At 61.0% G+C, this 26,404-nt stretch carries 19 protein-coding genes and 7 pseudogenes; 10 read left to right on the top strand and 16 right to left on the bottom strand.

Translation table 11 applies throughout. The annotated features are described in order from the left end of the window. Window positions 1-260: 260 nt before the first annotated feature. From istA (HDIA_RS04180) to HDIA_RS04155, 5 genes and pseudogenes are all read left to right on the top strand, one after another. A pseudogene (gene istA / locus HDIA_RS04180) lies at window positions 261-1,800 on the top strand (IS21 family transposase). Continuing rightward, window positions 1,763-2,570, top strand: a pseudogene (gene istB, locus HDIA_RS04175) (IS21-like element helper ATPase IstB). The pseudogenes istA (HDIA_RS04180) and istB overlap by 38 nt, the downstream one beginning before the upstream one ends. Window positions 2,571-3,005: 435 nt before the next feature. Further along, complete coding sequence (locus tag HDIA_RS04165; protein ID WP_099554659.1) at window positions 3,006-4,082, top strand: sensor histidine kinase; 1,077 nt, start codon at window positions 3,006-3,008, stop codon at window positions 4,080-4,082. Window positions 4,083-4,240: 158 nt separating this feature from the next. Further along, complete coding sequence (locus HDIA_RS04160; protein WP_099554657.1) at window positions 4,241-5,047, top strand: transglutaminase-like domain-containing protein; 807 nt, start codon at window positions 4,241-4,243, stop codon at window positions 5,045-5,047. 89 nt (window positions 5,048-5,136) lie between these two features. Continuing rightward, a pseudogene (locus HDIA_RS04155) lies at window positions 5,137-6,168 on the top strand (AI-2E family transporter); the annotation flags it as partial. Window positions 6,169-6,251: 83 nt separating this feature from the next. Here HDIA_RS04155 and HDIA_RS04150 read toward each other — a convergent pair. Further along, window positions 6,252-6,788 carry a sterol desaturase family protein gene (locus HDIA_RS04150; protein ID WP_099554653.1) on the bottom strand — a complete coding sequence of 179 codons (537 nt, stop codon included), beginning with the start codon at window positions 6,786-6,788 and terminating at the stop codon, window positions 6,252-6,254. Between the two features lie 423 nt (window positions 6,789-7,211). After that, window positions 7,212-8,429 (bottom strand): annotated as a pseudogene (gene nhaA, locus HDIA_RS04145) (Na+/H+ antiporter NhaA). A gap of 292 nt (window positions 8,430-8,721) precedes the next feature. On the opposite strand from nhaA, the gene HDIA_RS04140 reads away from it, so the two are divergent. From HDIA_RS04140 to HDIA_RS04135, 3 genes are all read left to right on the top strand, one after another. Continuing rightward, entirely contained in the window at window positions 8,722-8,895 is a 174-nt protein-coding gene (locus HDIA_RS04140; protein WP_099554651.1) for a CsbD family protein, read from the top strand. Window positions 8,896-9,003: 108 nt separating this feature from the next. After that, window positions 9,004-9,144: a hypothetical protein gene (locus HDIA_RS25635; RefSeq protein ID WP_173796182.1), complete on the top strand. Its 141-nt coding sequence runs from the start codon at window positions 9,004-9,006 to the stop codon at window positions 9,142-9,144. A 116-nt stretch (window positions 9,145-9,260) separates the two neighbouring features. Continuing rightward, window positions 9,261-9,425: a DUF3309 family protein gene (locus tag HDIA_RS04135; protein ID WP_099554649.1), complete on the top strand. Its 165-nt coding sequence runs from the start codon at window positions 9,261-9,263 to the stop codon at window positions 9,423-9,425. Window positions 9,426-9,682: 257 nt separating this feature from the next. Here HDIA_RS04135 and HDIA_RS25785 read toward each other — a convergent pair. Next, window positions 9,683-9,941 (bottom strand): annotated as a pseudogene (locus HDIA_RS25785) (integrase); the annotation flags it as partial. Between the two features lie 86 nt (window positions 9,942-10,027). Here HDIA_RS25785 and HDIA_RS04125 point away from each other — a divergent pair. After that, window positions 10,028-11,143: pseudogene (locus tag HDIA_RS04125) on the top strand (tyrosine-type recombinase/integrase). A 24-nt stretch (window positions 11,144-11,167) separates the two neighbouring features. Here the strand turns inward: HDIA_RS04125 and HDIA_RS04120 are convergent. From HDIA_RS04120 to istA (HDIA_RS04100), 4 genes and pseudogenes are all read right to left on the bottom strand, one after another. Further along, window positions 11,168-11,581, bottom strand: coding sequence for a type II toxin-antitoxin system VapC family toxin (locus HDIA_RS04120; protein ID WP_099554647.1), 414 nt, complete (start codon window positions 11,579-11,581; stop codon window positions 11,168-11,170). Continuing rightward, on the bottom strand, window positions 11,578-11,826 hold the full coding sequence (locus HDIA_RS04115; RefSeq protein ID WP_099554645.1) for a type II toxin-antitoxin system VapB family antitoxin: 249 nt from the start codon (window positions 11,824-11,826) through the stop codon (window positions 11,578-11,580). The genes HDIA_RS04120 and HDIA_RS04115 overlap by 4 nt, the downstream gene beginning before the upstream one ends. Before the next feature lie 468 nt (window positions 11,827-12,294). Further along, window positions 12,295-12,966, bottom strand: a complete 672-nt coding sequence (locus tag HDIA_RS04105) for an ATP-binding protein (protein ID WP_099554643.1) — start codon at window positions 12,964-12,966, stop codon at window positions 12,295-12,297. An 8-nt stretch (window positions 12,967-12,974) separates the two neighbouring features. Then, window positions 12,975-14,465 (bottom strand): annotated as a pseudogene (istA, locus tag HDIA_RS04100) (IS21 family transposase); the annotation flags it as partial. Here istA (HDIA_RS04100) and HDIA_RS26010 point away from each other — a divergent pair. After that, window positions 14,446-14,727 (top strand): winged helix-turn-helix domain-containing protein, encoded by a 282-nt coding sequence (locus HDIA_RS26010; protein WP_099558692.1) that lies wholly within the window; start codon window positions 14,446-14,448, stop codon window positions 14,725-14,727. The pseudogene istA (HDIA_RS04100) and the gene HDIA_RS26010 overlap by 20 nt on opposite strands. Window positions 14,728-16,219: 1,492 nt before the next feature. On the opposite strand, the gene HDIA_RS04090 is transcribed toward HDIA_RS26010, so the two are convergent. The 9 genes from HDIA_RS04090 to HDIA_RS04050 all read right to left on the bottom strand — a co-directional run bounded on the left by HDIA_RS04090 (window position 16,220) and on the right by HDIA_RS04050 (window position 26,285). Further along, window positions 16,220-17,656: an NAD-dependent succinate-semialdehyde dehydrogenase gene (locus HDIA_RS04090; RefSeq protein ID WP_099554637.1), complete on the bottom strand. Its 1,437-nt coding sequence runs from the start codon at window positions 17,654-17,656 to the stop codon at window positions 16,220-16,222. Window positions 17,657-17,720: 64 nt separating this feature from the next. After that, window positions 17,721-18,740, bottom strand: a complete 1,020-nt coding sequence (locus HDIA_RS04085; protein ID WP_099554635.1) for a proline racemase family protein — start codon at window positions 18,738-18,740, stop codon at window positions 17,721-17,723. 1 nt (window position 18,741) lies between these two features. Next, window positions 18,742-20,442, bottom strand: a complete 1,701-nt coding sequence (locus tag HDIA_RS04080) for a GMC family oxidoreductase (RefSeq protein WP_099554633.1) — start codon at window positions 20,440-20,442, stop codon at window positions 18,742-18,744. Between the two features lie 4 nt (window positions 20,443-20,446). Further along, window positions 20,447-21,922 (bottom strand): aldehyde dehydrogenase family protein, encoded by a 1,476-nt coding sequence (locus HDIA_RS04075; RefSeq protein WP_099554632.1) that lies wholly within the window; start codon window positions 21,920-21,922, stop codon window positions 20,447-20,449. Between the two features lie 23 nt (window positions 21,923-21,945). After that, window positions 21,946-22,953, bottom strand: coding sequence for a proline racemase family protein (locus HDIA_RS04070; RefSeq protein ID WP_099554629.1), 1,008 nt, complete (start codon window positions 22,951-22,953; stop codon window positions 21,946-21,948). 4 nt (window positions 22,954-22,957) lie between these two features. Further along, on the bottom strand, window positions 22,958-23,866 hold the full coding sequence (gene dapA, locus HDIA_RS04065; protein WP_099554626.1) for a 4-hydroxy-tetrahydrodipicolinate synthase: 909 nt from the start codon (window positions 23,864-23,866) through the stop codon (window positions 22,958-22,960). A gap of 29 nt (window positions 23,867-23,895) precedes the next feature. Then, window positions 23,896-24,720, bottom strand: a complete 825-nt coding sequence (locus HDIA_RS04060) for an amino acid ABC transporter ATP-binding protein (RefSeq protein ID WP_099554624.1) — start codon at window positions 24,718-24,720, stop codon at window positions 23,896-23,898. Further along, on the bottom strand, window positions 24,717-25,364 hold the full coding sequence (locus HDIA_RS04055) for an amino acid ABC transporter permease (protein ID WP_099554621.1): 648 nt from the start codon (window positions 25,362-25,364) through the stop codon (window positions 24,717-24,719). Before HDIA_RS04055 ends, HDIA_RS04060 begins: the two co-directional genes overlap by 4 nt. A 78-nt stretch (window positions 25,365-25,442) precedes the next feature. Next, the gene (locus HDIA_RS04050; RefSeq protein WP_099554618.1) at window positions 25,443-26,285 is read right to left on the bottom strand and encodes a transporter substrate-binding domain-containing protein; all 843 of its coding nucleotides are present in this window, start codon (window positions 26,283-26,285) and stop codon (window positions 25,443-25,445) included. Window positions 26,286-26,404 lie beyond the last annotated feature (119 nt).

The raw sequence follows: 26,404 nt of genomic DNA, 5'->3' as shown, positions 1-26,404 counted from the left end.
CCTCCAGACCTGACAAAGGTCACCATTGTCGTGATGCCGTGTGCATCGGGTCCGGATCCGTTTGCTCTTTGCCATTGATCACCTGCCGCAGCGTGGCCTGCTTGTTCTTCAATTCGGGCCTCTCATTCTGGATTGAGCGATAGCCCTGTTGATTTCCGCTGAGAGTTGACCCGGGAGAGGCACAAATTTCCACTGAGAAGTGACCCATGTTTTGACCGTTCCCCTGACTGATTTGTCGGGGGGATCCAGGAGTGATCGACATGGCGTTACTCAGTGTAATCCGACGCTGGCATTTCCGGCAGCACATCCCGATCCGGGAGATTGAGCGGCGTACGGGTTTGTCGGGCAACACGATCCGCAAGTATCTGCGGGCGGACACCATAGAACCAAAGTTCAAGGCTCCCGATCGACCGAGCAAGCTCGATCCGTTTGCCGAGAAGCTGTCTGCCTGGCTTCGGATCGAGGCCGGCAAGTCGCGCAAGCAGCGGCGCACGGCCAAGCAGATGCACGCCGATCTCTTGGCTTTGGGATATGAGGGTTCCTACAACCGTGTTGCGGCATTTGTCCGGGGTTGGAAGGCGGACCGTCAGCGCGATGCCCAGACCATTGGGCGCGGGACTTTCGTTCCGCTGATTTTCCAGCCAGGCGAAGCGTTCCAGTTCGACTGGAGCGAGGACTGGGCCATGATCGCGGGCAAGCAGACCAAGCTGCAAGCCGCTCACACGAAGCTGTCGCACAGCAAAGCCTTCATTGTCCGGGCCAATCCGCTCCAGACCCACGAGATGCTGTTCGACGCCATGACCCAGGCTTTCCGGGTTCTTGGCGGTGTGCCGCAGCGCGGGATATTTGACAATATGAGGACTGCGGTCGATCGGATTGGGACCGGCAAGGCTCGGCAGATCAACGCGCGGTTCGCGGCCATGGCGAGCCACTATCTGTTCGAACCGGAGTTCTGCAATCCGACCTCGGGCTGGGAGAAGGGCCAGGTCGAGAAGAATGTTCAGGATGCCCGTCGCCGGCTGTGGCAGGCCCATGGTCTCTCTGGGCCTTCCTTCCCGGATGTTGATGCGCTCAATATGTGGCTCGAAGAGCAATGCATCGCGCAATGGGGCCAGATCCAGCACGGCGTACTGCCCGGGACCATCGCCGATGTTCATGCTGGCGAGGTTGCGAGCCTGATGCCTTTGGGACGGCCCTTCGACGGTTTTGTTGAACATGCCAAGCGGGTCTCTCCAACCTGCCTGATATCCTTCGAACGCAACCGGTATAGTGTGCCGGCATCATTCGCCAATCGTCCGGTGAGCCTGCGGGTCTACCCCGATCGGATCGTCATCGCCGCGGCAGGGCAGATCCTGTGCGAGCATCGGCGGATTATCCAGCGAGGCCATGATCAGCCAGGGCGAACGATCTATGACTGGCGGCACTATTTGGCGGTGATCCAGCGCAAGCCGCGAGCTTTGCGCAACGGGGCGCCCTTTACCGAGATGCCGGGCGCGTTCCTGCAACTACAGAGCCAGCTTCTGCGGCGACCCCGGGGGCGACAGGGAGATGGTGGAGATCCTCTCCCTGGTCCTGCACCATGACGAACAGGCCGTGCTGTGTGCCGTCGAACTGGCGCTTGAAGCTGGTGTACCGACCAAGACCCATATCCTCAATGGTCTGCACCGCCTGCTCGATGGCAAGGCAGACAAGCCCCCAAGGATCGATGCACCACAGGCACTGAAGCTGCGCCGCGAACCCAAGGCGGACATTGAGCGGTATGATGCGCTTTGCAGGAAAGCGGCGACCCGTGCGTTATGATCCCGCCAGCACTGCCGTCGTGGTCATGCTGCGCTCTCTCACAATGTACGGCATGGCTCAGGCGGCCGGCGACCTGATCGAGCAAGGGGTTGCCCGCGTTCGATGCCGTCGTCCCCATCATCTCCTAGTTGCCTAAGGCCGAGCTTGCCGAACGCGAGGTCAGGTCCATTGCCTACCAGATCAAGGCAGCAAGGTTCCCTGCCTACAAGGACCTGGCCGGCTTCGATTTTGCGTCGAGCGAGGTCAAAGAAGCCATGGTCCTCTAGCTTTATCGCGGCGAGTTCATCGATGGCGCTCACAACGTGGTGCTGATCGGCGGTCCCGGCACCGGCAAGACGCACATTGCCGCCGCCCTCGGTGTACAGGCCGTCGAGCATCGCCTCAAGAAGGTCCGGTTCTTCGCCACCGTCGATTTGCTCAATGCGCTGGAGCAGGAAAAGGCAATGAACAAGGCGGGCCAGCTTGCCGAGCGGTTGCTGCGCCTCGATCGGCTCGTTCTCGACGAACTGGGCTATCTGCCGTTCAGCCCGTCAGGCGGTGCACTCCACTTCCACCTGCTCAGCAAACTCTACGAGCGCACGAGTGTCGTCATCACCACCAACCTGAGCTTCAGCGAATGGGCTGAGATCTTTGGCGATGCCAAGATGACGACCGCGCTCCTCGATCGGCTCACCCATCACTGCCACATCTTTGAGACAGGAAACGACAGCTTCCGGTTCCGCTCCAGCTCCGTGACATCCAAATACAGAAGGGACAAATCACCCGCTTGACCCATCCCCCGCACCGCGGGACATATCAACCAACAGGGTCAATTCTCGATGGAAATCCGGGTCAACTCTCAATGGAAATCAACAGGTTGTTGTGGCCGGTGCAGCCGCCAGCTGCGCCTCCAATTCCTCCTGGCGAAGACGCAGCGCCCGAGCGTCGTCTTCGTCCTCCGAGAGAAGGCGGCGAAGCAGCGTCGACTGCTGTGCGGCCATCCCCCGATGCCGATCGAGATCGACCGTGTCGTCGGTCGTGTCGCCGGTCCTTCCGGCAGCGTCTGCTTGAGAGCGAGAGCTCAGCCGAGCGGCCCGCCTGGGTTGGCACGGCGGAATGGCGCAGGCTTGGATCGTCCTAGCCAAATGGAACAATGAGGCGTAGTTTTCTACATACGGGACTGGGGATCGATGGGATCGTCCGCCTTGCAACCGAGGGGCTTGCCGATGCAGCAGTTCGGGGGCCCCGGTGACGTGAAACGGCTCGCGCTCGCCATAGTCGAAACCATAGCGGAACCTTTTGTCGTCCTCGACAGCCATTTGCGGCTGGTCGCTGCAAACGGCACTTTCTTCGAGACATTTGAGATCGATCCGGCGCGATCGCACGGCGTCTGCCTGTTTGATCTGGACGAGCGGCAATGGGATATCCCGGCGCTACGCCAGCGTCTTGCGGCTGCGATGCCGGACCACCCTCAGATATCGGCTTTCGAATTCGACAGGGACGTCGCGAGCCTCGGGCGTCGCACGCTCCTAATGTCGGCGCGAACCGTAGACTACGGCGGATCGTCCGCCCCGAACACACTGCTTGCGTTTCGCGATGTCACCGAGGCGAGGCGAGCAGAATCCGAGAAGCAGGCTCTGCTGGAACGCACCGAGGAATTGCTTGCCCAGCAGCGAGTTCTCTTCCAGGAGATGCAGCACAGGGTCGCCAACAGTCTGCAGATCATCGCCAGCATTCTCATGCTGAAGGCGCGCGCGGTGACCTCCGAGGAAAGCCGTCGCCATCTCGAAGACGCCCACCAGCGCGTCATGTCGGTGGCCACTGTCCAGAATTACCTGCACATGACCGAAGGCGTCGACGAGATCGAGGTGTCGGCCTACCTGAAGAAGCTGTGCGATGGCCTGGCGAAGTCCATCATCATGGACAGCCGGCCGATCGTCATCGACCTGCATGCGACCGAAAGCACGATCCCGTCCAGCAATGCCGTTAGCATTGGTCTGATCGTGACCGAACTCGTCATCAACGCCATCAAGTATGCCTTCCCGGTGTCCACGGGGTCTGAACGGGTACTCGTCAGCTACGAGACACACGACACCGATTGGCGCCTGGTTGTCGCCGACAACGGTGTCGGACGAAGCGTGACGAACGAGCCGGCTGAGCCCGGAGCTAGTCTGGGATCATTGATCATCGAGGCCTTGGCCAAGCAGCTCGATGCACGGGTGGAGATCGCATCCAGCGACAAGGGCATGAGTGTCACGATAGCCCATGCGACATTTCACTCGGACGCCAGCACTGCCGCCTGAGGCTTTGCCCGCTGCATGGCGCGCATGAAACGGGAACGCTTGCTCGGCGCGAGGGAGAGAGCATCCTCCACAATCAATGCAGTGATCGAACGGAACGCCATCGGGTCTCAATCGTTGCGATCGACAAGTCGAGTCAAGTATTGCAGAAAGACGGTGTCATGAGGATCCGCGCAGGGTTTCACATCGAATACGATTGTCAGAACGAGACGCCGATGTTGCTCGTCCTGAAAATACACCCATCGAGGGAACGGGATCTCTGCACCGAGCAGAGCCTCTTCTTCAGCCGCGCGATCTCCCAGCGCGACTATCTGGATGCCTATGGTAATGCCTGCAGCCGGATCGTGGCGCCTCCCGGCAGGACGATGATCTCGACCCAGTTCGAAGTGAGCGACAGTGGATTGCCGGAACCCGTTCCCGAACAGGCCGTGCAACTCCCGATCCAGGACCTGCCCGACGATGTCCTGGCCTTCCTGTTGGGGAGCCGCTATTGCGACACTGACCGCCTGGCCGATTTCGCCTGGAAGCAGTTCTCCGCGACGCCTTTGGGCTGGCCGCGGGTGAAGGCCATCCTCGATTTCGTTCATGGCCATCTCGTCTTCGATTACGACAGGGCCGACCCCATGCGCACGGCCTATGGCGGCTTCATGGACCGGTCGGGCGTCTGCCGCGATTTCGCGCATCTCACCATCACGCTCTGCCGATGCCTGAACATCCCCGCCCGATATTGTACCGGCTACCTCGGCGATATCGGCGTACCGAAGGACCCGCACCCCATGGATTTCAGTGCCTGGTGCGAAGTCTATCTCGGCGGTCGCTGGTGGACTGTCGATGCGCGGCACAATGAGCCCCGCATCGGGCGCATCCTGATGGCGAGGGGCCGTGATGCCACGGATGTCGCTCTTTCGACGGCCTTCGGACCGGCCGCGCTCACCCATTTTGACGTCATCACGGAGGAAATCGCCTGATGGCAATGGGGTATCCGGTCAGAGGAGCCACCGAAGCTTGAAAGTCTGACGTCTCGTTGGCAGAGCCATGACAGAAGGAATGCAGCATAATGTCGATCCAACGAGCAAGCTTTTATGTGCTCCTGGCCGTCGTCACGGTGGCCTTCGTGTGGCTGCTCATTCCCTATTATACAGCAGTCCTCTGGGCGGTCATCCTGGCTATCCTCTTCTTCCCTGTTCACCAGCGACTGGAAAGGTTGCTGGGTGGCCGTTCCACGATAGCGGCGCTGCTCACGCTGCTTCTGTGCATCTGCCTCGTGATCCTGCCGGCACTTGCGATCCTGGCATCGCTCATCCAGGAGGGGACGAGCCTCTATCAGCGCATCAGCAGCAATGAGATCGACCTGCACGCCCATCTCCTGCGCCTGCAGGCCATCCTTCCCGCCTTTCTCGACAACTGGCTGACCTCGCTCAAGCTCGATGGCTTTGCCGAATTATGGGCGAGGATCTCGTCCGGCCTCATGGAGGCGGGCCAGTCGATCGCCGGCGGCGTGTTGAGCTTCGGACAGAACACGCTGCAGTTCTTCATCGGCATGGGGTTGATGCTCTATCTGCTGTTCTTCCTGTTCCGGGATGGTGCGTCCCTAGGAAAGACCTTGCGTCACTCCATTCCGCTGAGCGATGACTATACGCGCCAGTTCGTCGACAAGTTCGCCGCCGTTGTCCGCGCCACGGTGCGCGGCAATGTCATCATCGCGATCATTCAGGGCGTGATTGGCGGCTTGACCTTCTGGGCCCTTGGGATCGAGGCTGCACTCCTCTGGGGCGTTGTCATGACCTTCCTGTCGATGCTGCCGGCTGTGGGGGCCGCGATCGTCTGGGGTCCCGCCGCGATCTGGCTCTTCCTTGTCGGTGCTTGGATCAAGGGACTGGTCATGGTGGCCATCGGCGCCTTGGTCATCGGTCTGATCGACAACCTGCTTCGTCCTCCGCTTGTCGGCCAGGGAGCAAGGCTGCCTGACTATGTCGTTCTGATTTCGACCGTCGGTGGAATTTCGCTCTTCGGCCTCAGCGGCTTCGTCATCGGCCCTCTGATCGCCGCCCTCTTCATTTCGGCCTGGTCCCTTTTCACGCAGCAGCAGCATAAGCCTCTGACGGCGGAAATTGAACACCAACCGGGGAGGCGGAGCGAAACAGACATGCCATGGATCGTCCCGCGGGAAACCTATCGCGGCCGACGCACCGTGCGGAAAACACGGTCCCAAAAACACGACGTGACGCCGAAATTATAAGCTTGGTCGGCATGATGCATCGCATGGTTGCGTTTGGCGGAATATAAGCAACCGGAATGTACCGGATGCCCGTGATGCACCATGTGATGAACGCTCACATACCAGAGATAGCCAGACATGAAGCCAGATGTGGCGATGCTCGCGATTGCGACATCGGCAAGCCAAAGAACCGGAAAGAATACCAAGCCCAGAATCAGGGCGATGCTGAACCAGGTCGGCGTGCCGACCAGCGCACGTACATCCCGGTGGTGCTGTTCATGCATCTCTTTGATCCACGGCAGATGATGCAGCACGAAGCGATGCAGTATGTATTCGAGCAGTGTCCACAGCGCCAAACTTGCCAGAAAGATCGCAACATAAATGCTTGCTCGATCAGCGTCCGCATACGTGAAGGTCGCCGCACCCAAGACCGCAATTTGTACGGGATAAGCGAAGAAGTCGCTATAATAACCAACACGCGAAAGCAGCATTTCCAAAACCCTGGTTGCCCATTCTTCAAATAGTCGCGGTCCCGGGCCCTGATCGCCTTCTCGCTGTCAACAGCGGCATAATGATGTCGTATCTTTTGCCTTTCGGGGCGGAAATGGGGCAGTCTGGCGTCCGCAGTCATTCCCGCGTTATCCTGCGTTTCGACAATTCGGATGCTTACCGCCAATCGACGATGCCACCTGCATTAATATGCGTCCTTATATAAGGCAGATGGGATTGTCTGCCGCCCTTCAACTCAAGTCTCCGCGAGGGTCTTATCAATTCGGAAAGGTCGCATTGACACAGGGAAATCCTGTCTCGCGTCCTGTGTCCGGGCCCTAATACCGGCACAGAGCACCCGGAAAGTCGTAGTCGATGAGTCTTGCAGGATTCCCAGCGGATCGAGAGGCGAGTTGTGCCGAACCTTAAGTCGTTCTTCGGCGAATTGTCAGCCAGACCAGCATCGCAAGCCTGGTCACTGCGGAGACAACGGAGCCAGCGAGAACCCCGAGCTTGGCGGCATTCAGCATTGTTGGCGAGTAGGCAAGTCCGGCGATAAACAATGACATGGTAAAGCCGATGCCGGTCGGGAAGGCGCCGGCCGCCGGGAAGGGCCAGCTCAGACTAGATCCGCGGACAGCCAGGCCGAAACCGAAAACGCCAACCGGCGTGCCCAGACCCAGACTCACGAAAATCGCGAGGGAGATCGGTTGTCCGAAATCGGCGGCGGTGATCGGTACTCCGGCATTGGCGAAGGTGAAAATCGGCATGATCGCGAAACCAACCCAGGGGGCAGCATCATCTCGAGCTGCTCGACTCGAGAAAGCCACTCCTCGACCGCCCTGTCGGCCTGTCGGAGATTGCGGCGATCTCCGGTGTCTCCGCTCCAATGCTGACCCCTGGATAGGCCGGCACGCGGCCAAGGATCGCACGCAGGCGAGCGTCGGTGACCCATACGTGCGGGTCGGCGTTATTAATCCAAGGACAACGCCGGCGATCGTCGCATGGACGCCGGAGGCATCGAATCACAGCCAGACTACGCCTCCGAACAGAAAATAGATGGCGATGCTTCTGATCCCGAGGCGGGCAGCACCTGCATCGACACCGAGTCCAAGCATGCCAAATCCGAGCGCCAACCAATTCAACGCTTCGCCGTAGCCGATGGCCACCACCAGAATTGCCCCCACATCATCGAATATTGCTAGTGACGGCAGAAAGAGGCGCAAGGCTGGCGGGGTACGGGAACCGAAGAGCGCGAGACACCCGATCACGAACACTGTGTCGGTGGCCATCACGGCTCCCCATCCGTGCATTCCGGATTTGCCGGCTGTCAACGCGAGATATAGAGTTACCGGCACCAACATCCCGCCCAAAGCTGCAGCGAATGGCAACACCGCCACGCGTATGTTCCGCAATTCGCCGAGAACGATCTCCCGTTTGAGTTCCAGGGAAATCAGGAAGAAGAACGTCATCAAACCGTCGTTGATCCAGTGTCGCAATGAACGGCTGAAATCCAGCGCACCGATATGAAGGCTGATCAGTGTCTCCCAGAACGCCAGGAAAGGCGTTGACCAGGCTGAATGTGCAAGGATCAGTACGAAGAGCACCGCAAGCAGCAAAAGTCCTCCTGCCGCCGCCTCGATCTTCAGAAATCGTGCAAAAGGGTCTGTGATCCGATCGGCAAATTCGTGAGACAGGCCAGATATGACCGGTCGACTGCGGTTGTAGCCCTTCTTCCATGCGGTAATACCGGATCGAGCAGCGGCATATTGTTTTCACCGAGGGCAAGGTCATCGCCGGACTCCTGACAAAGATCACCGTTGCGGCCTACGGAAATGGCAAGAACGGTTAAGTTCTTTGATATTGATCAATGCGCATTTCGCGGATGCCTCCATTGTTCAATAAGAAGTTCATGTGTCTCGAAAGGAGCACGCGATGGACAAGGATCGGGTGATCGGTTCCGCGAAGGTCGTCAAGGGAAAGGTCAAGGAGGCCCTCGGCAAGGCGATTGGCGACGCCAAGCTTGAGTCGGAGGGCAAGGCCGACAAGATCAAGGGCGAGGTTCAGAACGCCGTCGGGGGCCTGAAGGATACGCTCCGCGGAGAATAGACTTCTGGGCATGGCAACGCGGTTTCCGCGTTCGCACTGAAATTTAGGGGCCTCAGAAATACCGGAACGTAGCACCCCGCCATGGGGACGCTTGAAAGGTCGGACGCAATGAGTCGAAACGTTCTTTACCTTGTGATCGGCCTGCTCGCCGCAGGCGTCGCTATCGTCGGCTACTTATACTATCGGGAGAGCAGGAGCGGTATCGACATCGAGATCGGCGAGCACGGCGTCACGATCGAGGGCAATTAGCCGATCTGGTTCTGGATGGCGGCCTGTGGATCGCATCCGCTAGGATAAGTTATCAGCCTCGTCGGTGTCGCGGTTAGTCAACAGATCGGCAGGGTCTTGCCAACGGAGGAAACGTCATGTCGCTCGGTACCATTCTTGTCATCATTCTCATCATCTTCCTCCTCGGTGGCTTCAGCGGCCGCTTCGGCGGCTACGGCTACGGCTTCGGGCATGGTGGGATCGGCGTGATTGGGATCCTGATCATTATCCTCCTCGTGTTGGTTCTCACCGGACGCCTGTGAGCATGCGCGCTCGGAATTGCGGAACGGTTTGGCTCGTCGGTCTGTGCCGGAGCGGATTTCGACTGGGTCAAATCGGGAGGGATGTAGGCGGTCCCACACCACGAATTTCCTGACAGTCGCCGTGAACTAACCAACCCAGAGGAGCAAGATCATGATAAGGAAACAATCTGGCGCGGCAGATACGAGAAGTAGCCAAACATCGCGATGAGAGCATCCCTCCATTCCTAGCCGAATAATGTACCATCAAATACCGGGACTAAACACCTAGTTCTGGCATCGGTCATCAGTTCGAATTGAACGGGCCGTCCGGTCTTCTGCTGCACAACTATCACACGCGCTCGAACTTCCGGACCTACGACCAAATTGCCGATCTTGAGCTTCACACGATCGCAACCCCGCAACTTGCTGCCGATTGTGAGATCAAACAAACGCGCGATTCCGCAGTCGGCCTTCTCGATCGAGAAAGAAACGGATTGCCTTTATCTGCCGGGGCTTCAAGGCTCGTTTCGCACCCACTTTTTTGCCCGCATTCCATGCTCGTCATCTCTGCACTACAGGGTCATACTGTTGTATTATCGGTCTTTTCTGTCTTTATAGAGAACATGGCTCAAGTCCGTGACGAAACACTCCAAAATGATGCCCCGGAAGAGGCCGCACCGTCTGACGCCGGACATACGGATGCCGGCGCTGGATGGACGTCTGTCTTGCCGGCACAGGAGTCCCCTCCCCTTCCCGCCCATCTGCAGGACCTGACCGATCGCGCTCGCACTTACGTCGAGGCAGCGAGCTCACAAAACACCCGCCGGGCTTATGCCGCCGACTGGAAACAGTTTTGCGCCTGGTGCCGGCGCTCGAATATGGAACCCCTTCCGCCGGATCCGCACATCGTCGGTCTTTACATCACCGCGCTCGCCTCAGGCACGGCAACGCGCGCCAAAAGATCGAGCACGGTTGCGACCATCGAGCGGCGCCTTTCCGCCATCAGTTGGAACTATGCCCAGCGCGGGCTTCACCTCGATCGACAGGATCGCGCCATCGCCACGGTTCTTGCCGGCATTCGCAACACGCACGCCGCCCCGCCGCGTCAGAAGGAAGCGATCCTGCCCGAAGAGTTGGTCACCATGCTGGAAACGCTCAATCGCGGTACACTTCGAGGGCTTCGCGACCGAGCGATGCTGCTCCTCGGCTTTGCCGGGGCCTTGCGCCGCTCCGAAATCACCGGTCTGGACCTTGGCCGCGACCAGACCGATGACGGACGCGGGTGGGTCGAAAGTCTGGAAAAAGGCCTGCTGGTGACCCTGCGCGGCAAAACCGGCTGGCGCGAAGTCGAGATCGGCCGCGGCTAGTCCGATGCCACCTGTCCTGTTGCAGCACTCGAGACCTGGATCAAGTTCGCAAGGCTCGTGCACGGCCCGCTGTTTCGGCGGGTTACCGGCCAGGGCAAAACCGTCGGTCCCGAAAGGCTCAAGGATCAGGAGGTCGCCCGCCTCGTCAAAAGAGCCGTGCTGGCGTCCGGAATTCGTGGTGCTCTCTCGGAAGCCGATCGTGTCAAACTGTTCGCCGGTCATTCCCTGCGCGCCGGCCTGGCTTCCTCGGCCGAAGTCGACGAGCGCTATGTGCAAAAGCAGCTTGGGCATGTCTCCGCCGAGATGACGCGCCGATATCAGCGAAGGCGGGATAGATTCAGAGTCAATTTGACCAAGGCGGCAGGGCTATAGAAGCTCCCCTCCCCTTGCGCGACGTCAAAAGTCCCACGGCGATATCAGTTCCAGACCCGTCGTCTCGAAATCCGCCAAATTTCGCGTTGCCAGCCGGCCGCCATTCACGTGTGCGATGGCTGCAATCATGCCGTCCGGCGCCGACATTCCCCGTCCTTGACGAGAGGCATTACCCATGATTTCACCGTAGGCCAACGCCGCCTCTTCAGTCAGCCCGAATATACGGTCGGAGAAGCGGCGACGCCAATCCAACAGTCCTTGTGCCAACCGATCAGCACGTTGATCCGGCCTTATCTTCTGGATACCAAAGGCAATCTCGGCAATCGTGACCGTTGGCAGCGCAATTTCGGCGTCGTACCGGACCAGCCACGCAACGACTGCCTCGTTCGGTGCCTTCTTGAGAGTCTCCGAGACAACATTGGTGTCGAGGAAAATCAAAGTTCAATTCCTCGATGAGGATCGCGGTTCTCTCGGATAACCGCCTCCAAATCGATATCGGTCCCAGACTGCGTCACAAGCCGCGCGTAGAATGCTGCTGCCGGTTCACGACCCGCCTCTCTAATTTCGTACCACTCCAGGGCGCGCTCCACGACATCGGCTATTGAACGATTTTCTCTGCGAGCAAGACGGTGGGCCAGATCCCGCGCTTTTGAGCTGCGGACAGAAAGTTGGGGTTCAGCCATATCCAATCTCCTTTCCGCACATATATAGCGGTGCATGGCCCTGCCATCAAGATGGCACGTGCCGGCAAACCACCTCAATATTGTTCATAGACCATCTGCTATCCATGTCTTCACCATTAGGGCCCAATGATGTTTTAGTTGCCAATCAGGCAAAGGCTCGTGGTCTGATCGCGGCCACTAACAACAACGGTGAATTCAACCGAGTCGACTTACACGGCGTAGAGAGTCGGACGCAATAAAGCTGACCCGGTTATCTCGGTCAAAGCCGACAGACTGCCTGTCTCGCGCCACCATCACGGTCTGCGCCTGTTCGTCACTGTCAAACGGCACACAAACTTGACCCCGTGTAGGCGTCCAATATTGACCCCTTTGTTGGATGGGCACGGCGGCAGCGCTCACTGGGCGAAGCTGGTTTGGGTTGCGCGGTCCGGAGAGCCGATTGCATGTTTCGGGGCTGGTTTGGGCTGATCAGGCTCGGTTCTTGAAGCGCCAGGACTCGTTGCCGGTCTCGATGATCTCGCAGTGATGGGTGAGCCGGTCCAGAAGCGCGGTAGTCATTTTGGCGTCGCCGAAGACGGTTGGCCATTCGCCAAAGGCGAGGTTGGTGGTGACGATGATCGAGGTGCGCTCGTAGAGCCTGCTGATGAGATGGAACAGCAATTGACCTCCGGCTTGGGCGAAGGGCAGATAACCCAGTTCGTCCATGACGACGAAGTCGAGACGGTTGACCAGATCGATGACGTTGTAGAAGCGGCCACGCGAGCCGTTTCGGATCAATGCTCGGGCGATGGCAATGGCCAGATGCGACTTGCCGGTTCCGGTGCCGCCGATCAGCACGGCGTTACGCTGGTCGGCAATAAAGGCACCGTTGGCAAGGTCCCGGATAAGTGCCTCGTTGACCGGCGTGTTGGTAAAGTCGAAGTCATTGATCTCTTTGGCCAGAGGTAGTTTGGCGATGGTGAGCTGATACTTGATGGATCGCGCCTGCTTTTCCGCGATCTCGGACGAGAGAAGGTCGCCGACGATCCTGGGAGGCTCGTGCTGACGCTTGATCGCCGTCGTCATGATCTCGTCGTAGACATTGCGCATGCCGAAGAGCTTGAGAGTGCCCATCAGTTCCAGCACCTGGGTTCGTTCCATCAGTTGATCCTCCTGAGGCTGTCGTAGCGACTGCAATCGGCCGACGGTTCGTGCCGCAACCGCAGGGCATCCGGCGTGACGATGGTGATGGCCGGAGCCGGATCGCGTTGCCGCGCCAGAATGTTGAGGATGACCGGCGCCGAGCAGACATTTTGGTCGATCGCTTCCTGGCATGCGGCTTCGACCGCCTCGATGCCGTCCTGCGGCACCATGGCGAGGATCGCCACCATCTGCCGGTCGCCGTCTTCGACATCCTTCAGGCGATGCCGGACACGGTCCACCGCCGGCGGCAAAGCCCAGTTCTGGAACGGGGCGCCGTTGCGCAGGGCTCCGGGTTTGCGGGCCAGAACAGGCAGGTAGTGCCAGGGATCGTAGATCGTCTCGCCTCGGCCGAACGCACGGGTATGCTCGGCCACCACCGTGCCGTCCTGGCGGATGACAATCCGATCGGCATAGGCCAGGACCTCGACAGGTCGACCGACCGCAGTCGACAGAACCGAGTACTTGTTGTTGCCGAAGCGCACGGTGCAGGTCTTCGACACCGAGGCAGTCGTCGCATGGAAGCCGTCGAATGGAACGCGATAGGGGATCAGTTTGTCGCGCTCGTCTTCAAATACCTCCCAGATCGTGCGTTCCGTCTGGTCGACATGGCGGTGAGCTTTGGCATAGGCGACGCATTTGTCGAGCAGCCAGGCATTGAGATCGTTGTAGTTTTTGAAGCGGAGCCGAGGGGTGAAGAAGCGCTCGCGCACCAGACCGACCTGGTTCTCGACCTGACCCTTCTCCCAGCCGGAGGCCGCGGTGCAGGCGACGGGCTGAACGAGATAATGGCTGCACATCTGGACGAAGCGCCGATTGTATTCCCGGTTCTTGCCAATGAAGATCGTCTCCACTGCCGTCTTCATATTGTCGTAGATGCCGCGTGCGCAGACACCGCCGAAGAAGGCAAAAGCCCGATCGTGAGCGTCGAACACCATCTCCTGGGTCTCGCGCGGATAGGCTCGAACGAACATCATCCGGCGATGGCAGAGCCGGACCTGCGCGACCTTGACCGTCACCGTGACGCCGCCGAGCACCACAACCTCATGGCTCCAGTCGAACTGGAAGGCATCGCCGGCCGGAAACAGCAGGGGTACATAGGCTGTTGCGGTGGCTGATCCCTGCGTCTTGGCCCAACTGCGCGCATAGCGGCGCACCGCGTCATAGCTGCCGCCATAGCCAAACGTCCGAAGTTCCTCGTAAATCCGGACCAGCGTTAGGCGTTCGCGCTCCGGTTTGACCCGATTGTCGCTGAGCATCTTGTCGATCTGCTCGTGGAACGGCCCGATCTTCGGCTGCGGCTGGCGCTCCCGTTCATAGCTGAAGGACGTCTCGTCGGAGCGCAGGATCTTGCGGACCGTGTTTCGTGAGACGTGCAGCTCCCGGCAGATGCGTTTGACTGACCACCCTTGGACATGAAATGCGCGTCGAACACGGGCGATCGTATCCACCGTCTTCATCCCCCTCTCCATCCGCTCGCTTCAAAAAGCGGATGGTCGCAGCCGTCAAAGGCGAAGGGGGGTCAAAATTGGATGCCGATCTCCCCCAAAACGGGGTCAATATTCCACGCCGAAACACAGCAAGGCTCACGAACAGGATACGCAGTATCTCAGGGTCTTCATCCGGCAGCTTCGCCAGAAGCTCGGCGACGATCCCGCCAATCCGCGCTACATCATGAACGAGCCGGGCGTTGGATACAGAATGCTGGAGCCGGCGACCTGAGATCGACCGCAGTCATCGCATTCATTACTTTACTTATCATGTTTGACATTGTGCCCCCGGCTCTGCGCTCAGACTGAATAGCCCAATAATCTTGCGAGCGCTCCAGGGAAGTGTCGACACGGATCTGAATAATCGCTCAGGCAAGCCGGAACTCATGGAGAGAAAAAACGAACCTAGATCATGAACAGCCGAAAAAGGTTCCCCAACCCGACGGAAGAGGGAGAGCCGGCCGAGAATGAACAAATCATCGCGGAGCGAAGCGACGCGCCAAGGCCGAAGGCCGCGGAGCCGCGAGGCGAAGCCGAGCACTCCACTCTTCATCGCCGGCTATCCTATGACCGGGACCTATGAAGACGATAAGCCGCAAGGTGATTGATTGGACCTTCCAAGCACTGAGACGCTCGCTGCGCTCGCCTGCGCGCCCTTCGGGCTTGCCGCACTCGCTTCGGCTTCGCCTCCGCGTCGCGCGCCGTCTAGGTTCATGATCGGAGAGTGACACCATGTAGACGGAAGGTTTGTGATCGTGCCTGCTGTGTAGTACTTTCCCCCTTCAGGTATCTTCGCGAAAAAATGACACTTCTCAGCGCATTTCGAAGATACCTGAAGGGGGATGATCCTGCATTAGCAGTGAGGCACAAGAGCTTAGGCTTGCTAGGCCGCTTCAGGCGGTTTTCCGATGACCTGAAATTCACTCCGCATCCCGACGCCGAAGCGTCAAAACGGTTACAGCCCGTAGGCTGAGCACCACGTCCGACAGCTTTCTAACCCAATCGCGACGTGGCCGGACGTTGAGGCATTTCTCAGAGCGTCCGTCTTTTTGAGGCGTCCTTTTCAGCGACAGAGTCGCCACAGCAACAACCCGGCTTAACGTCCTATCTCCCGACAGGGGAGTTTTGGGCCTGATCTTCTGTTCGTCTGCTGCTGACTGAAAGCGCCGGTCTAATGGTCCCGGAAATCACCCGTAGAAGCGATGCAGCTATGTGCTTTGCGAGGAAGCAATCCTCTGAGGTCGGATCGGTGGATGCTGAATGTGCGTTGGTCGGTGAGGCGTCGATTTTTACTTTCCTATTCAGAATAGCACAAAAACAGAACGAATTGCGGCAAATATTTTCTGAAGAAAGCTGAATATGAACTCAAAAAAATGAAATCCAAAATCTTCGGACTGTGGCCGCGATGCACCGGAGCTTCCTCTATCTGGCCGTAGTCATTGACTGGTTCGCCGCAAGGTCCTGACTCGGCACATCCCAATCACACAGGAGGCCGACTTCTGCGTCGATGCACTGAGCGAGGCAGTCCACCGCCTGGGCATGCCTGAGATCATGAACATGGAGATCTAATAGATGATCGCCAGTTCTTCGGCGGTTTGCATCAAACACAGCAGCAGGCGCCGTCGTCCAAAGCGGGCATAGACCAAAATTCGCAACCTATTCGAGCTAGAATTTCGGTTGGACCAAGTCGCCAACTTTCCCCGCGACTCTGACGGCCGACAGCGTTACAGCGCAAATTCGGTGACGAATTTCGTGCGCTGAAATGCTTCGAGACCCTCGATGCCGCTTTCCGATCCGTAACCGGATTCATTGACGCCGCCGAAGGGCGTCTCGGGCGTGGAGACCATCATGTGGTTGACGCCGACGAGGCCGGCATCAAGTGCTTCCTCGGTCTTCATCGCGGTCGAGACGCTTTTGGTGAAGACGAAGGACGCCAGGCCGTATGGCAGGGCGTTGGCGCGCTCGATCACGTCGTCAAAGCCTGAGAAGGGCGTCATGGGCGCGATAGGTCCGAAGGGTTCCTCGCTCATGATCCGCGCATCGCCGGGCACGTCCTTCAAGACAGTCGGAGCAAAGAAATAGCCGCGATTGCCTGTCGGGGTGCCGCCCGTCATGAGCCTGGCACCGGCCTTCACCGCGTCGTCGACAAGGCCCTGCATGGCATCGAGACGGCGTGCGGCGATCATCGGGCCGACCTGCGTGCCGTCCTCAAGGCCATTCCCAACCTTCAGCGCGGCCGCTCGTTCGGCAAAGCCGCCTACGAAGGCGTCGTAGTGGCTTTCGTGAATGAAGAAGCGGGTCGGCGACGTGCAGACCTGCCCGGCATTGCGGAATTTGAAGGCGACGAGCGTCTTGAGCGCGTGCTCGAGATCGGCATCCTCGTGCACGATGACCGGCGCGTGACCGCCAAGCTCCATAGTGCAGCGTTTCAGCGTATCGGCCGCCTGCCGCTGCAAGAGCTTGCCGACGGCCGTGGAGCCGGTCAGCGTCACCTTTTTCGGGATCGACGAAGCAAGCAGATGCGCGGAGACTTCGGCCGGAACGCCGAAGACGACATTGAGCACGCCGGCCGGAACGCCCGCTTCCTGGAAGCAGCGCGCAATAGCGACGGCTGTGCCCGGCGTTTCCTCGGCCGGCTTGATGATGACGGAGCAGCCGGCACCCAGCGCGCCGGCGACCTTGCGGATAACGTTGGAGGAGGGGAAATTCCACGCCGCGAAGGCGACGACCGGGCCGACCGGCTCCTTGACCACCATCTGACGCACGCCCGGCAGGCGGGCAGGAACGATACGCCCGTAGGCGCGCTTGCCTTCCTCGGCATACCAACGCGTGGCGTCGGCTGCGAACTGCACTTCCGGAACGGCCTCGGCCAGCGGCTTGCCGTTTTCCATCGTCAACAGACGACCGATGCGCTCCTTGCGCGCCTCGATCAGTTCGGCCGCCTTCATCATGATCACGTGGCGCGCCTGTGCGGTCATCGCCTTCCAGACCTTGAAGCCGCGCGCGCTGGCCGCAAGAGCGCGATCGAGATCGGCGACCGAGGCGTGCGGAACCTCAGCCAGAACCTCCTCGGTTGCCGGATTGATCAGATCTTCCGCCTTGCCGTCGCTGCCCTGGCACCATTCACCATCGATGAGGAGTTCGATTTTCTCGTCGTACATGTCGGTTTCCCTGTAAACGCGCGGCCAAGGCCGCCGCCGGTTCGTGAAGTTGATCGAATTGGGGCTATCGGCACAGAAAGCCGGAGGCGAGCGGGTCGCCTTCGGTCAGGACAAAGCCATGCATGCCAGTGATATGGGCGAGCCCACGGATGCGCGGACGGATGCGACCGTCCGGCAGGCTGGCGTCCGCCAGCGCGGTGGCCTCGAAGTCGACGCCGAGGATGTTGCGCGATCGGATCGTTTCCCCCACCTGAAGCCGGCCACGGCGGATGAGCTGGGCAAGGCGCGCCGAGGTTCCGGTGCCGCATGGCGACCGGTCGAATTTGTTGGATTCCAGCACGACGAGCTGCCGGTTGACGAGCCGTCCCGCCTCTTCGCTTTCTGCAAAGAAAAGAACGCTGTCCACAGGCCGGCTGACGCCTGCAACCGTGTCTTCCGCAATCTTCGCGTTGAGGTCCTGCTTGATCGCCGCGCCGATCTCCATCGCGCGCCCGACGCCGGAAGGCTCCAGCGTGACGCCAGCCGCTTCGGCCGGAACGACGGCATACCAGTTGCCGCCATAGACGATGTCCGCTGCAATCTCTCCCGAGGGAGCGGCGACGGCGACACTCTCCGCCGCCACGAAGGCCGGCACGTTGTCGAAGGAAACGCCCGAAATGCGGTCGTCGTCAAAATCGACGGCAAGGGCAATGACGCCGGCCGGCACCTCCAGCGTGAACTCGGCCTTGCCGTTTTCGTCTGGGCCGATGAGGCCGAGATGATAGAGCGTGACCGCAAGCCCGATTGTGGCGTGACCGCACATCTCCAGATATTTGTAGCTGGCAAGGAAGAAGGCGCCGAAATCGGCAACAGCGCTTTCCACCATCACCACGCCGACCATGGCCGAGTGCCCGCGCGGTTCATGCAGCAGGAAGGTCCGAAGGTCGTCATAGTGCGAGCGGAAGGTTTCGCAGCGCTCGGCCACGGTGCCGCCGGGGATCGGCGGCAGACCACCGGTGACGACACGCGTCGGGTGACCGGCGGTGTGGCTGTCGATGGTGGTGATCCAGCGATTCGATCCGGAGAATGGTCGAGCGAGGGCCATCTCAGTTGCCCGCCTTGATGTCGTCGGCAATCTTCTCGCCGGCCATGATCGTCGTCAGCATGGTGTTGCCGCTGATCACCGAGGGCATGATCGAAGCATCGACGACACGCAAGCCATCGACGCCGATGACGCGCGCTCTAGAATCGACCACGGCCTGCCTGTCGTACGCCCTGCCGATACGGCAGGTGCCGCTCGCGTGCCAGCTTCCGCAGGTATTGTCGATGATCCACGAGCGCAGCATGTTGGGGGAGTTCATCAATTCCGCGACCCGCAGATCCGGGGTGATGACATTCTCGATCATCAGCTTGCGGGCCGTCGGACCCATTCCCATGATGCCGGCCGCCATCAGCGTCATGAACCAGTTCTTGCGACTGACGGCGCCAAGCTTGCGCACGCGTTCCGAGAAGGTCGCCGGGAACACGTTTTCCACGATACCGCTCATCGCCGGATCGTTGATGATGCGCCACAAGCGATGCATGCCGTCCTCCAGCCGCACCAGATCGCGCTCGTCGGAGAGTTGCTTGAAATCGATATAGGGCGACGCGTCGGGATCGAGGGAGGTCAGCTTCACCTCGCCCGTCGAATAGGGCCGGTTGACACAGACGAGGATCGAGGCAAGTCGGCGGCCGAGCGGATGCCAGGCTGCGCGGTTGGACGCCAGAATGAACATGTCGCCTGCCGAGGTGCGCGGCTTTCCAGAACTATAGCGATAACCCATCTGGATATGTCGACGCATGGTGGGCGGAAGACGCGCGGGCTTCGGCAAATAGGCCGCAAGCGCCACCATCGGATGGTCCTGCAGGTTCTGACCCACGCCCGGCCGGTCGGCACGCACCTCAAGACCGAGATCGCGCAGATGATGGGCCGCACCGATACCGGCGCGCAGAAGGATGGCCGGGCTCTGCAACGCACCGGCCGAGAGGATGACCTCACGCGCCTTGAGGTCCCGTTCGCCCGACGCATCCCGAACCTTGACGCCGACCGCGCGCTTGCCCTCAAAGAGGACCTCACGCATTTCGGTGCGTCCGAGGATCGTCAAATTGGGGCGCTGGCGCACATCCCTTGTCAGGTAGGCGCGGGCTGCGGTCACGCGCTTGCCGTCGACGTTGTTGATCGTCATAGGAAAGAAGCCGTCGCTGGTCACGCCGTTGTGGTCGCGGATGTTCTCCTCACCCTGGCGGCGCAGTGCCGCGGCGGCGGCCTTGCTGAACGGCGACCATTGCTCTTCCGGAATGCGGCGCAGCGGCAGGGGCCCACTGTTGCCGTGCATCGACTGATCGCCGTAGTCGAGATCCGTTTCGAGCTTGCGGAAATAGGGCAGAACGGCGTCCCAGTTCCAGCCGTCGGCACCTACCGCCGCCCAGTCTTCGTAGTCCCAGGGCAGACCGCGAAAGGCAAACTGGCCATTGATGCTCGTGCCGCCGCCCATCACCCGGGCCTGCTCGTAGCGCCGTCCCTCCTCGCCTCCGGTGCGCGGCGTTGCAAGGTGCACCTTGATGTTCTGCCAGTGATAGCTGCGATTGAAGTAGGCAACGATCGGATAGGAATCGAGAATGTCCTCGGGCTCCTCCCCCGGCTCGAAATCCGGCCCGGCCTCGATGAGCGCGACCGAGAAGGCAGAGTTTTCCGATAGCCGGCTGGCCAGCACCGCGCCGGCGGCCCCGCCACCAACCACGATGTAGTCGAACGATGTTTTGCTCATGTCATCAACCGTGCTGAAGCCAGACCGTCTTGAAACGAAGGAAGCTCTCGAGGCCCGCGCGCCCCATTTCCTTGCCGAAACCCGACCCCTTGAAGCCGCCCTGTGGCGTTGCAAAATCAGGCTGCCGGCCATGGGCATTCACCCAGACGGTGCCCGCATCGATACGCGAGGGCAGGCTCAGCGCCTTGCCCGCATCGTCGGTGTAGACGCTCGCCGCGAGGCCGTAGAGAGGATGGTTCGCCATGGCGATGCCCTCCTCCTCGTCGGCATAGGTGTAGACCGAGAGAACGGGACCGAAGAACTCGCCGCGAAAGCCGATCGAGTGTTCGGGAACGCCGCGCAGGATCGTCGGACGATAATAGGCGCCGGCATTCTGGCTCGGATCGCGGCCGCCGCCGGCCATGACCTCGGCTCCATCCGACACGGTCTCGGCCAGCATCGCGTCGATCCGCTGCGCCTGCTTCTCCGAAATGATCGGCGGCATGGTGTTGCCGGTCTGCCAGGTCGGCCCTGCCCGGCGACCGTTGGCGATGGAAATCACGCGCTCCAGGAGGTCGTCGTGCAGCGTTTCCGGCACGATCAGCCGCGTGCCTGCCGTGCACACCTGCCCGGCATTGGCGAGAAAACCGTTGGCGACATTGAGCGCCACTGCATCCAGATTACGGACGTCCTTCAAGACCAGTTGGGGCGACTTGCCGCCAAGCTCCAGCGTCACCGGCTTGGTCCCCGTCTCGGCCGCATCCGCCATGACGCGCGCCCCCGTGGCGGACGAGCCGGTGAAGGTGATCTTGGAGACCAGCGGATGGCGTACCAGCGCCGAGCCGGTCGCGCCCGCGCCCTGGATCACGTTGAAGAGACCGCGCGGCAGACCGGCCTCCAGTGCCAGTTCCGCCATCACAACGGCCGAACACGGCGTCATCTCGGAGGGCTTCAGCACGACGGCATTGCCGACCGCGAGCGCCGGCGCCGATTTCCAGATCGCGTTGATGGCCGGGAAATTGAACGGCGCGATCGAGGCGATGACGCCCCAGGGTTCCGGCTTCACCATCGATGTGCGCCCGGCGGCCGTCGCCAGCAGCGAACCCTCGACCTTGTCGGCCCATTCGGCGAAATAACGAAGGGCGCCGGCGGCCCGGACGAGATCGCGATTGACGAGATCCTCGACCGGACGGGTGGTCGTGGCCGCCTCGATGCGCGCGATCTCAATGCGGCGGGCGTCGATGAGATCGGCCCATCGTTTCAGGACCGCCGCCCGTTCCAACGGATCGGCTTCGGCCCATCCGGAGGTCCGGAATGCCCTGTGCGCGGCCTGCACCGCCCGGTCCACGAGGTCTGCATCCGCGGCGTGAATGCGGCCGACCTCCCGGCCGTCGGACGGCCGGGCGACTGGGATCTCCGCGCCGCCAGCAGCAACGCGTTCGCCATCGATGAGGTGACCGAACGGCAGTGTCAGGCCGTTCGGATCGAAATTCAGGGACATTGCTTGCACCGTAATGCGAGACCTCACACGCCGGTCAGCCGGAAACCGGACTGGAACGGATCGTGGGGGTCGAGGAAGAAGTTGAAGCTGCCGGTGAGATAGGCCGAGCCCGTCACCGTACACTGGATGGCCGGCAGGTCGCCGACCTTGGTCTCGCCATGGATCTCACCGCGAAACACCGTGTCGAGAATGCCTGCGTGGCGGAAGCTGTCGCCGACGCCAAGCTCGCCCTTGGCGTGGAGCATCGCCATGCGCGAGGCCGTGCCGGTGCCACAGGGAGAGCGGTCGATCACCGTCGGCGGGCAAACCACGACATTCTTGCCGTCCGTGGACGGGCCGTCACCGGGGCCGACGATCTCGATCTGGTAGATCTCGTTGACGTGAGCGAGGGTCGGATGTTGCACGGGAACGTCCTTGAGTGCCGCGCGCAGTTCGGCCGCAGCGCCAACCAGCGCCCAGGCATTGCCGGGCGTCAGCGTCAGGCCGAGATCGGCCGCCTCGACGATGAAATAGAAGTCACCGCCGAAAGCGATATCGCCGCACACCGTGCCGAAGGACGGCGTGGTGAGCTGGACATCGCGCCGGTAAAGGAAGCTTGCCGGCATCTCCAGTGTCACGGACGCGGCCCGGCCGTTCTCGACGCGCACACGCGCCGGGACGACGCCAGCCGGCGTATCGAGCCGCACCAGCGTCTCGCCTTCCTCGGCGGTGATATAGCCGGCCTCGACCGAGATGGTCGCAACGGCCATGGCGCAGTGGCCGCACATCGGCGGATAGGTGTCCGGCTCAAGGATGATCATGCCGATATCGGCATCGGGCGAGCATGCCTCGGTGAGGACCGCCGCCGGCATGTTGAAGCTGCCGCGCGGCTCGAATAGCACGAGCTGGCGCAGCCAGTCGCGGGTCATCAGATCGGCGCGCTTCTCCACCATCGTGGATCCCCGAATCGGGCCGAAACCGGAGGTGATGAGGCGCAGCGGACAGCCGGCCGTGTGGGAGTCGATTCCCTGGATGATGCGGGTGGAACGCATGATGCTAAGCGAGTTCCTTGATGATCTGCTGGACATTGGCGCCCTGAAGCAGGTCGCGGACCTTGGAAACCTGGGCGTCCGAAAATGGCAGCAGAGGTTCGCGCGGATCGCCGACCGGCTGGCCGAGTTCGTTCATCGCCGCCTTGATGCCGGCGTAGAAGCTGCCGGACTTGAAGCAGCCGTAGATGGCGAAGAGCGCCAGCTCCAGCTTGTCGGCGGTTGCCGTGTCGCCCGCCGCGCAGGCGTCGTAGTAGGTCCGCACGAGCCTGCCGGACAGCTGATGCGCCATGGCGACAACGCCGCTGCAGCCAACCGGGAGGGCGGAGCGGATCATCGTCTCGTAGCCGACGAAGACAGCGAGGCGATCCTTGACCCGGGCGCAGAGCTCCGTCACCTGCTGGATGTCGGCCGACGAATCCTTGATGGCGACGACATTAGGCAGATCGGCGAGCTTGTCGACGAGTTCGGGCAGCAGATTGACGCCGAGCCTTGCCGGGCTGTTGTAGAGCATGATCGGCAGGTCGCAGAGCGCCGAAAGGCGCCGGTAGAAGTGCTCGGCCTCGCGCAGATCCGGCTTGGCGTAGATCGGCGGCAGGGCCAGGATGCCGTCACAGCCGGCGGCTTTGGCGCGGCCACAGAGGTCGAACGTGACATCGAGGCTGAGATCGGAGACGCCAGCGAGCACCGGCACGCGCCGCGCTGTTGCCGACACTGTCGAGCGGAACAGCGCGTCTCGCTCCTCCACGGTCATTGCATAGAACTCGCCGGTGCTGCCGCAAACGATCACACCGTCCGCGCCGGCCGCGATGTTGCGATCGACCAGTTCCTCGAACCGGGCGAAATCGATTGCACCGTTCGAGTCGAACGGAGTCACCAGGACAGAATGGATGCCCTGCCAGTTGGTCTTGGCCATCGTGCCTTCCAGATTTGGTTTGGTCGTGATCAGGTTTCGAGCAGCGGCCGCATCAATTCGGCCGTTGCGTGAAAGCGGTTGACGAAGGAGAGGACGCGCTCGTTCGTCGGGTGAAGGAGGACATCCGCCGGCGGCCCTTCGGCGGCAATCGTGCCCTGGTCGAGGAAGACGACGCGGCTCGCGACCTCCAGGGCAAAGCCGAGCTCGTGAGTCACGACCAGCATGGTCATGCCCTCCTTGGCGAGCGCAATCATGGTGTTCAGCACCTCGCCGACCAGTTCGGGGTCGAGCGCCGAGGTCGGCTCGTCGAACAGGATGACGGCGGGGCGCATGTTGAGCGCTCTGGCGATCGAAACGCGTTGCTTCTGGCCGCCGGAAAGGTTCGACGGCATTCGATCGGCGAAATCAGCCATCCCGACCTTGGCGAGAAAATCGAGCGCGCTCTCACGGCTCGTCTTTTCGTCCATCTTCAGGACGGTCCGCGGCCCCTCCATGACATTGGCGAGAACGTTCATGTGCGGAAAGAGGTTGAACTGCTGGAAGACCATGCCGACCCGGCTGCGCATCGCGGCGATTTCGGAGGCGCGCAGGCGGGCGTGGTCGACGCCGTCACTGGTATGGAAGATCGGCCTGCCGCCGATGTCGATCCGGCCCGATGTTGGCTCTTCGAGGAGGTTGACGCAGCGGAGCAGCGTGGTCTTGCCCGAGCCGCTGGAGCCCAGAAGGGCCACCACTTCGCCCTCGTGAACGGTCAGGTCGATGCCTTTGAGCACCTCGTGCTTGCCGAACTGCTTTCTGACCCCGGTGATTTGTACCAATGGCGGCTTCTGCGTGTCGGGAGAATGCTGGGTCATCGCTGATGCGCCTCCAGTTTGCGCGCCAGGTAATTCGACGGGATCAGGATGATCAGGAAGACGATGCCGATGGCCGTGTAGATCTCCATCGGACGATAGGTGAAGGAGGCGACGTAGCTTGCCTGGTAGAGAAGGTCCGGAACCGTGATCACCGACAGCAGCGTCGTGTTCTTCATCTGGATGATCGTCTGGCCCGCGAGCGGCGGGATCATGTTGCGGAAGGCCTGCGGCAGGATGATCCGGCGCATGGCCTGGACCGGCGACATACCGAGGGCCCTGGCCGCATCGTTCTGCCCTGCATCCAGCGATTGAATGCCGGCGCGCAGGATCTCAGCATAGTAAGAGGCGCCGTAGAGACTGAGCGCCAGAATGGCCGCCGCCTCCTTGGAGATATTGATGCCCGCGAAAATCGGCAGCGCGTAATAGGACCACAACAGCCACACCAACAGGGGCACGTTGCGGAAGAATTCAACGAAGAGCCGACCTGCCAGGCGGATCAGCCGGATCTCCGTGAGCTGCGCCAGAGCGACGACGAGGCCGATCATCAGGCCAAGAACGCAGGTCACGACAGTGTATTTGAGCGTGACGAGCAGCCCGACCCCGATCAGGTCGATATTCTGCGCGATGACGGACCAGTCGAACACGGAAGCCTCGTCAAGGGAGCTGGGAAAAGAGACCGGGAAGCGACGCAGCGCCCCTTCCCGGCCGGTGTTGGATCGAGATCAGAAGCTGAACTCGGCCGGGAGCATCGAGAGATCGATGCCGTGGTCCTCGAAGGCCTTGTAGAGCTTGCCCTGGGCCAGACCGAGGGCGCGCTGCTGGTTGACCCAGTTGGTCAGCCAGTTTTCGTAGCCCTCATTGCCCTCCTCGCGGCGCACGCCAATGGTGGCCGGATTGAGCAGCATCGGCGTCGGCAGGATCACCTTGAAGCCCGTCTGCTTGGCGATCTGCGCGGCATCGAAGATCGAGACGATCATCGCATCGCCGCGGCCGGCCTGGAGTTCCATCACGCCGAGCGGGCGCTCCTCGACAGGCGTGATCTGGGCCTTCGGCGTCAGCGCCTCGGCGACAACCTGCATGGTGCCGCCCTTCTGGACGACAAGATGGACGGACGGATCGTTGAGGTCCTTCCAGGTCTTCTTGTCAAAGCCGGGCTTCACGACGATCGCCCAGGCGTCCGTGAAAAGCGGCGCGTTCAGGTAGTCGACGACAAGACCGCGCTTCGGGTTCGGATTGAGGCCGAAGGCGATGTCGATCTTGCCCGCCTGGAAATCGGCGGCGAGGTTGCCCCAGGTCGTCTCGACCGGCACGACCTTCACGCCGAGAAGATCGGCGATGTCATGCGACCAATCCATATAGAAACCGGTCCATTCTCCGGTGTTGCGATCGCGGATATAGCCCGGCTCCTCGCCGACCATGACCGGAACGCGCAATTCGCCGCTCGACTTGATGCGGTCCAGCACAAGATTGGGATCGGCCGCGGCGGCCGGCTGGACTGCAGCGGACGCAAGGACCAGGAAGGCCGCCAACGCCGTCATGAGAAATGCAGGTAGTCTGAAACGCATGATGTTCTCCTCTGGTTTTGATTGGCTTTTTTTGGTCTCGTGAGCGTCACGCCAGCCATCACGGACTGCGCGATGCTCCAAGTCATTGGCCGGCTTCCAACCTTGCCGAGACGCTCATT

Origin of the sequence: Hartmannibacter diazotrophicus (genome assembly GCF_900231165.1) — a bacterium.
GTDB lineage: Bacteria > Pseudomonadota > Alphaproteobacteria > Rhizobiales > Pleomorphomonadaceae > Hartmannibacter > Hartmannibacter diazotrophicus.
The sequence above is the reverse complement of the archived record's forward strand: the minus strand, read 5'-3'. Positions and strand labels throughout refer to the sequence as shown.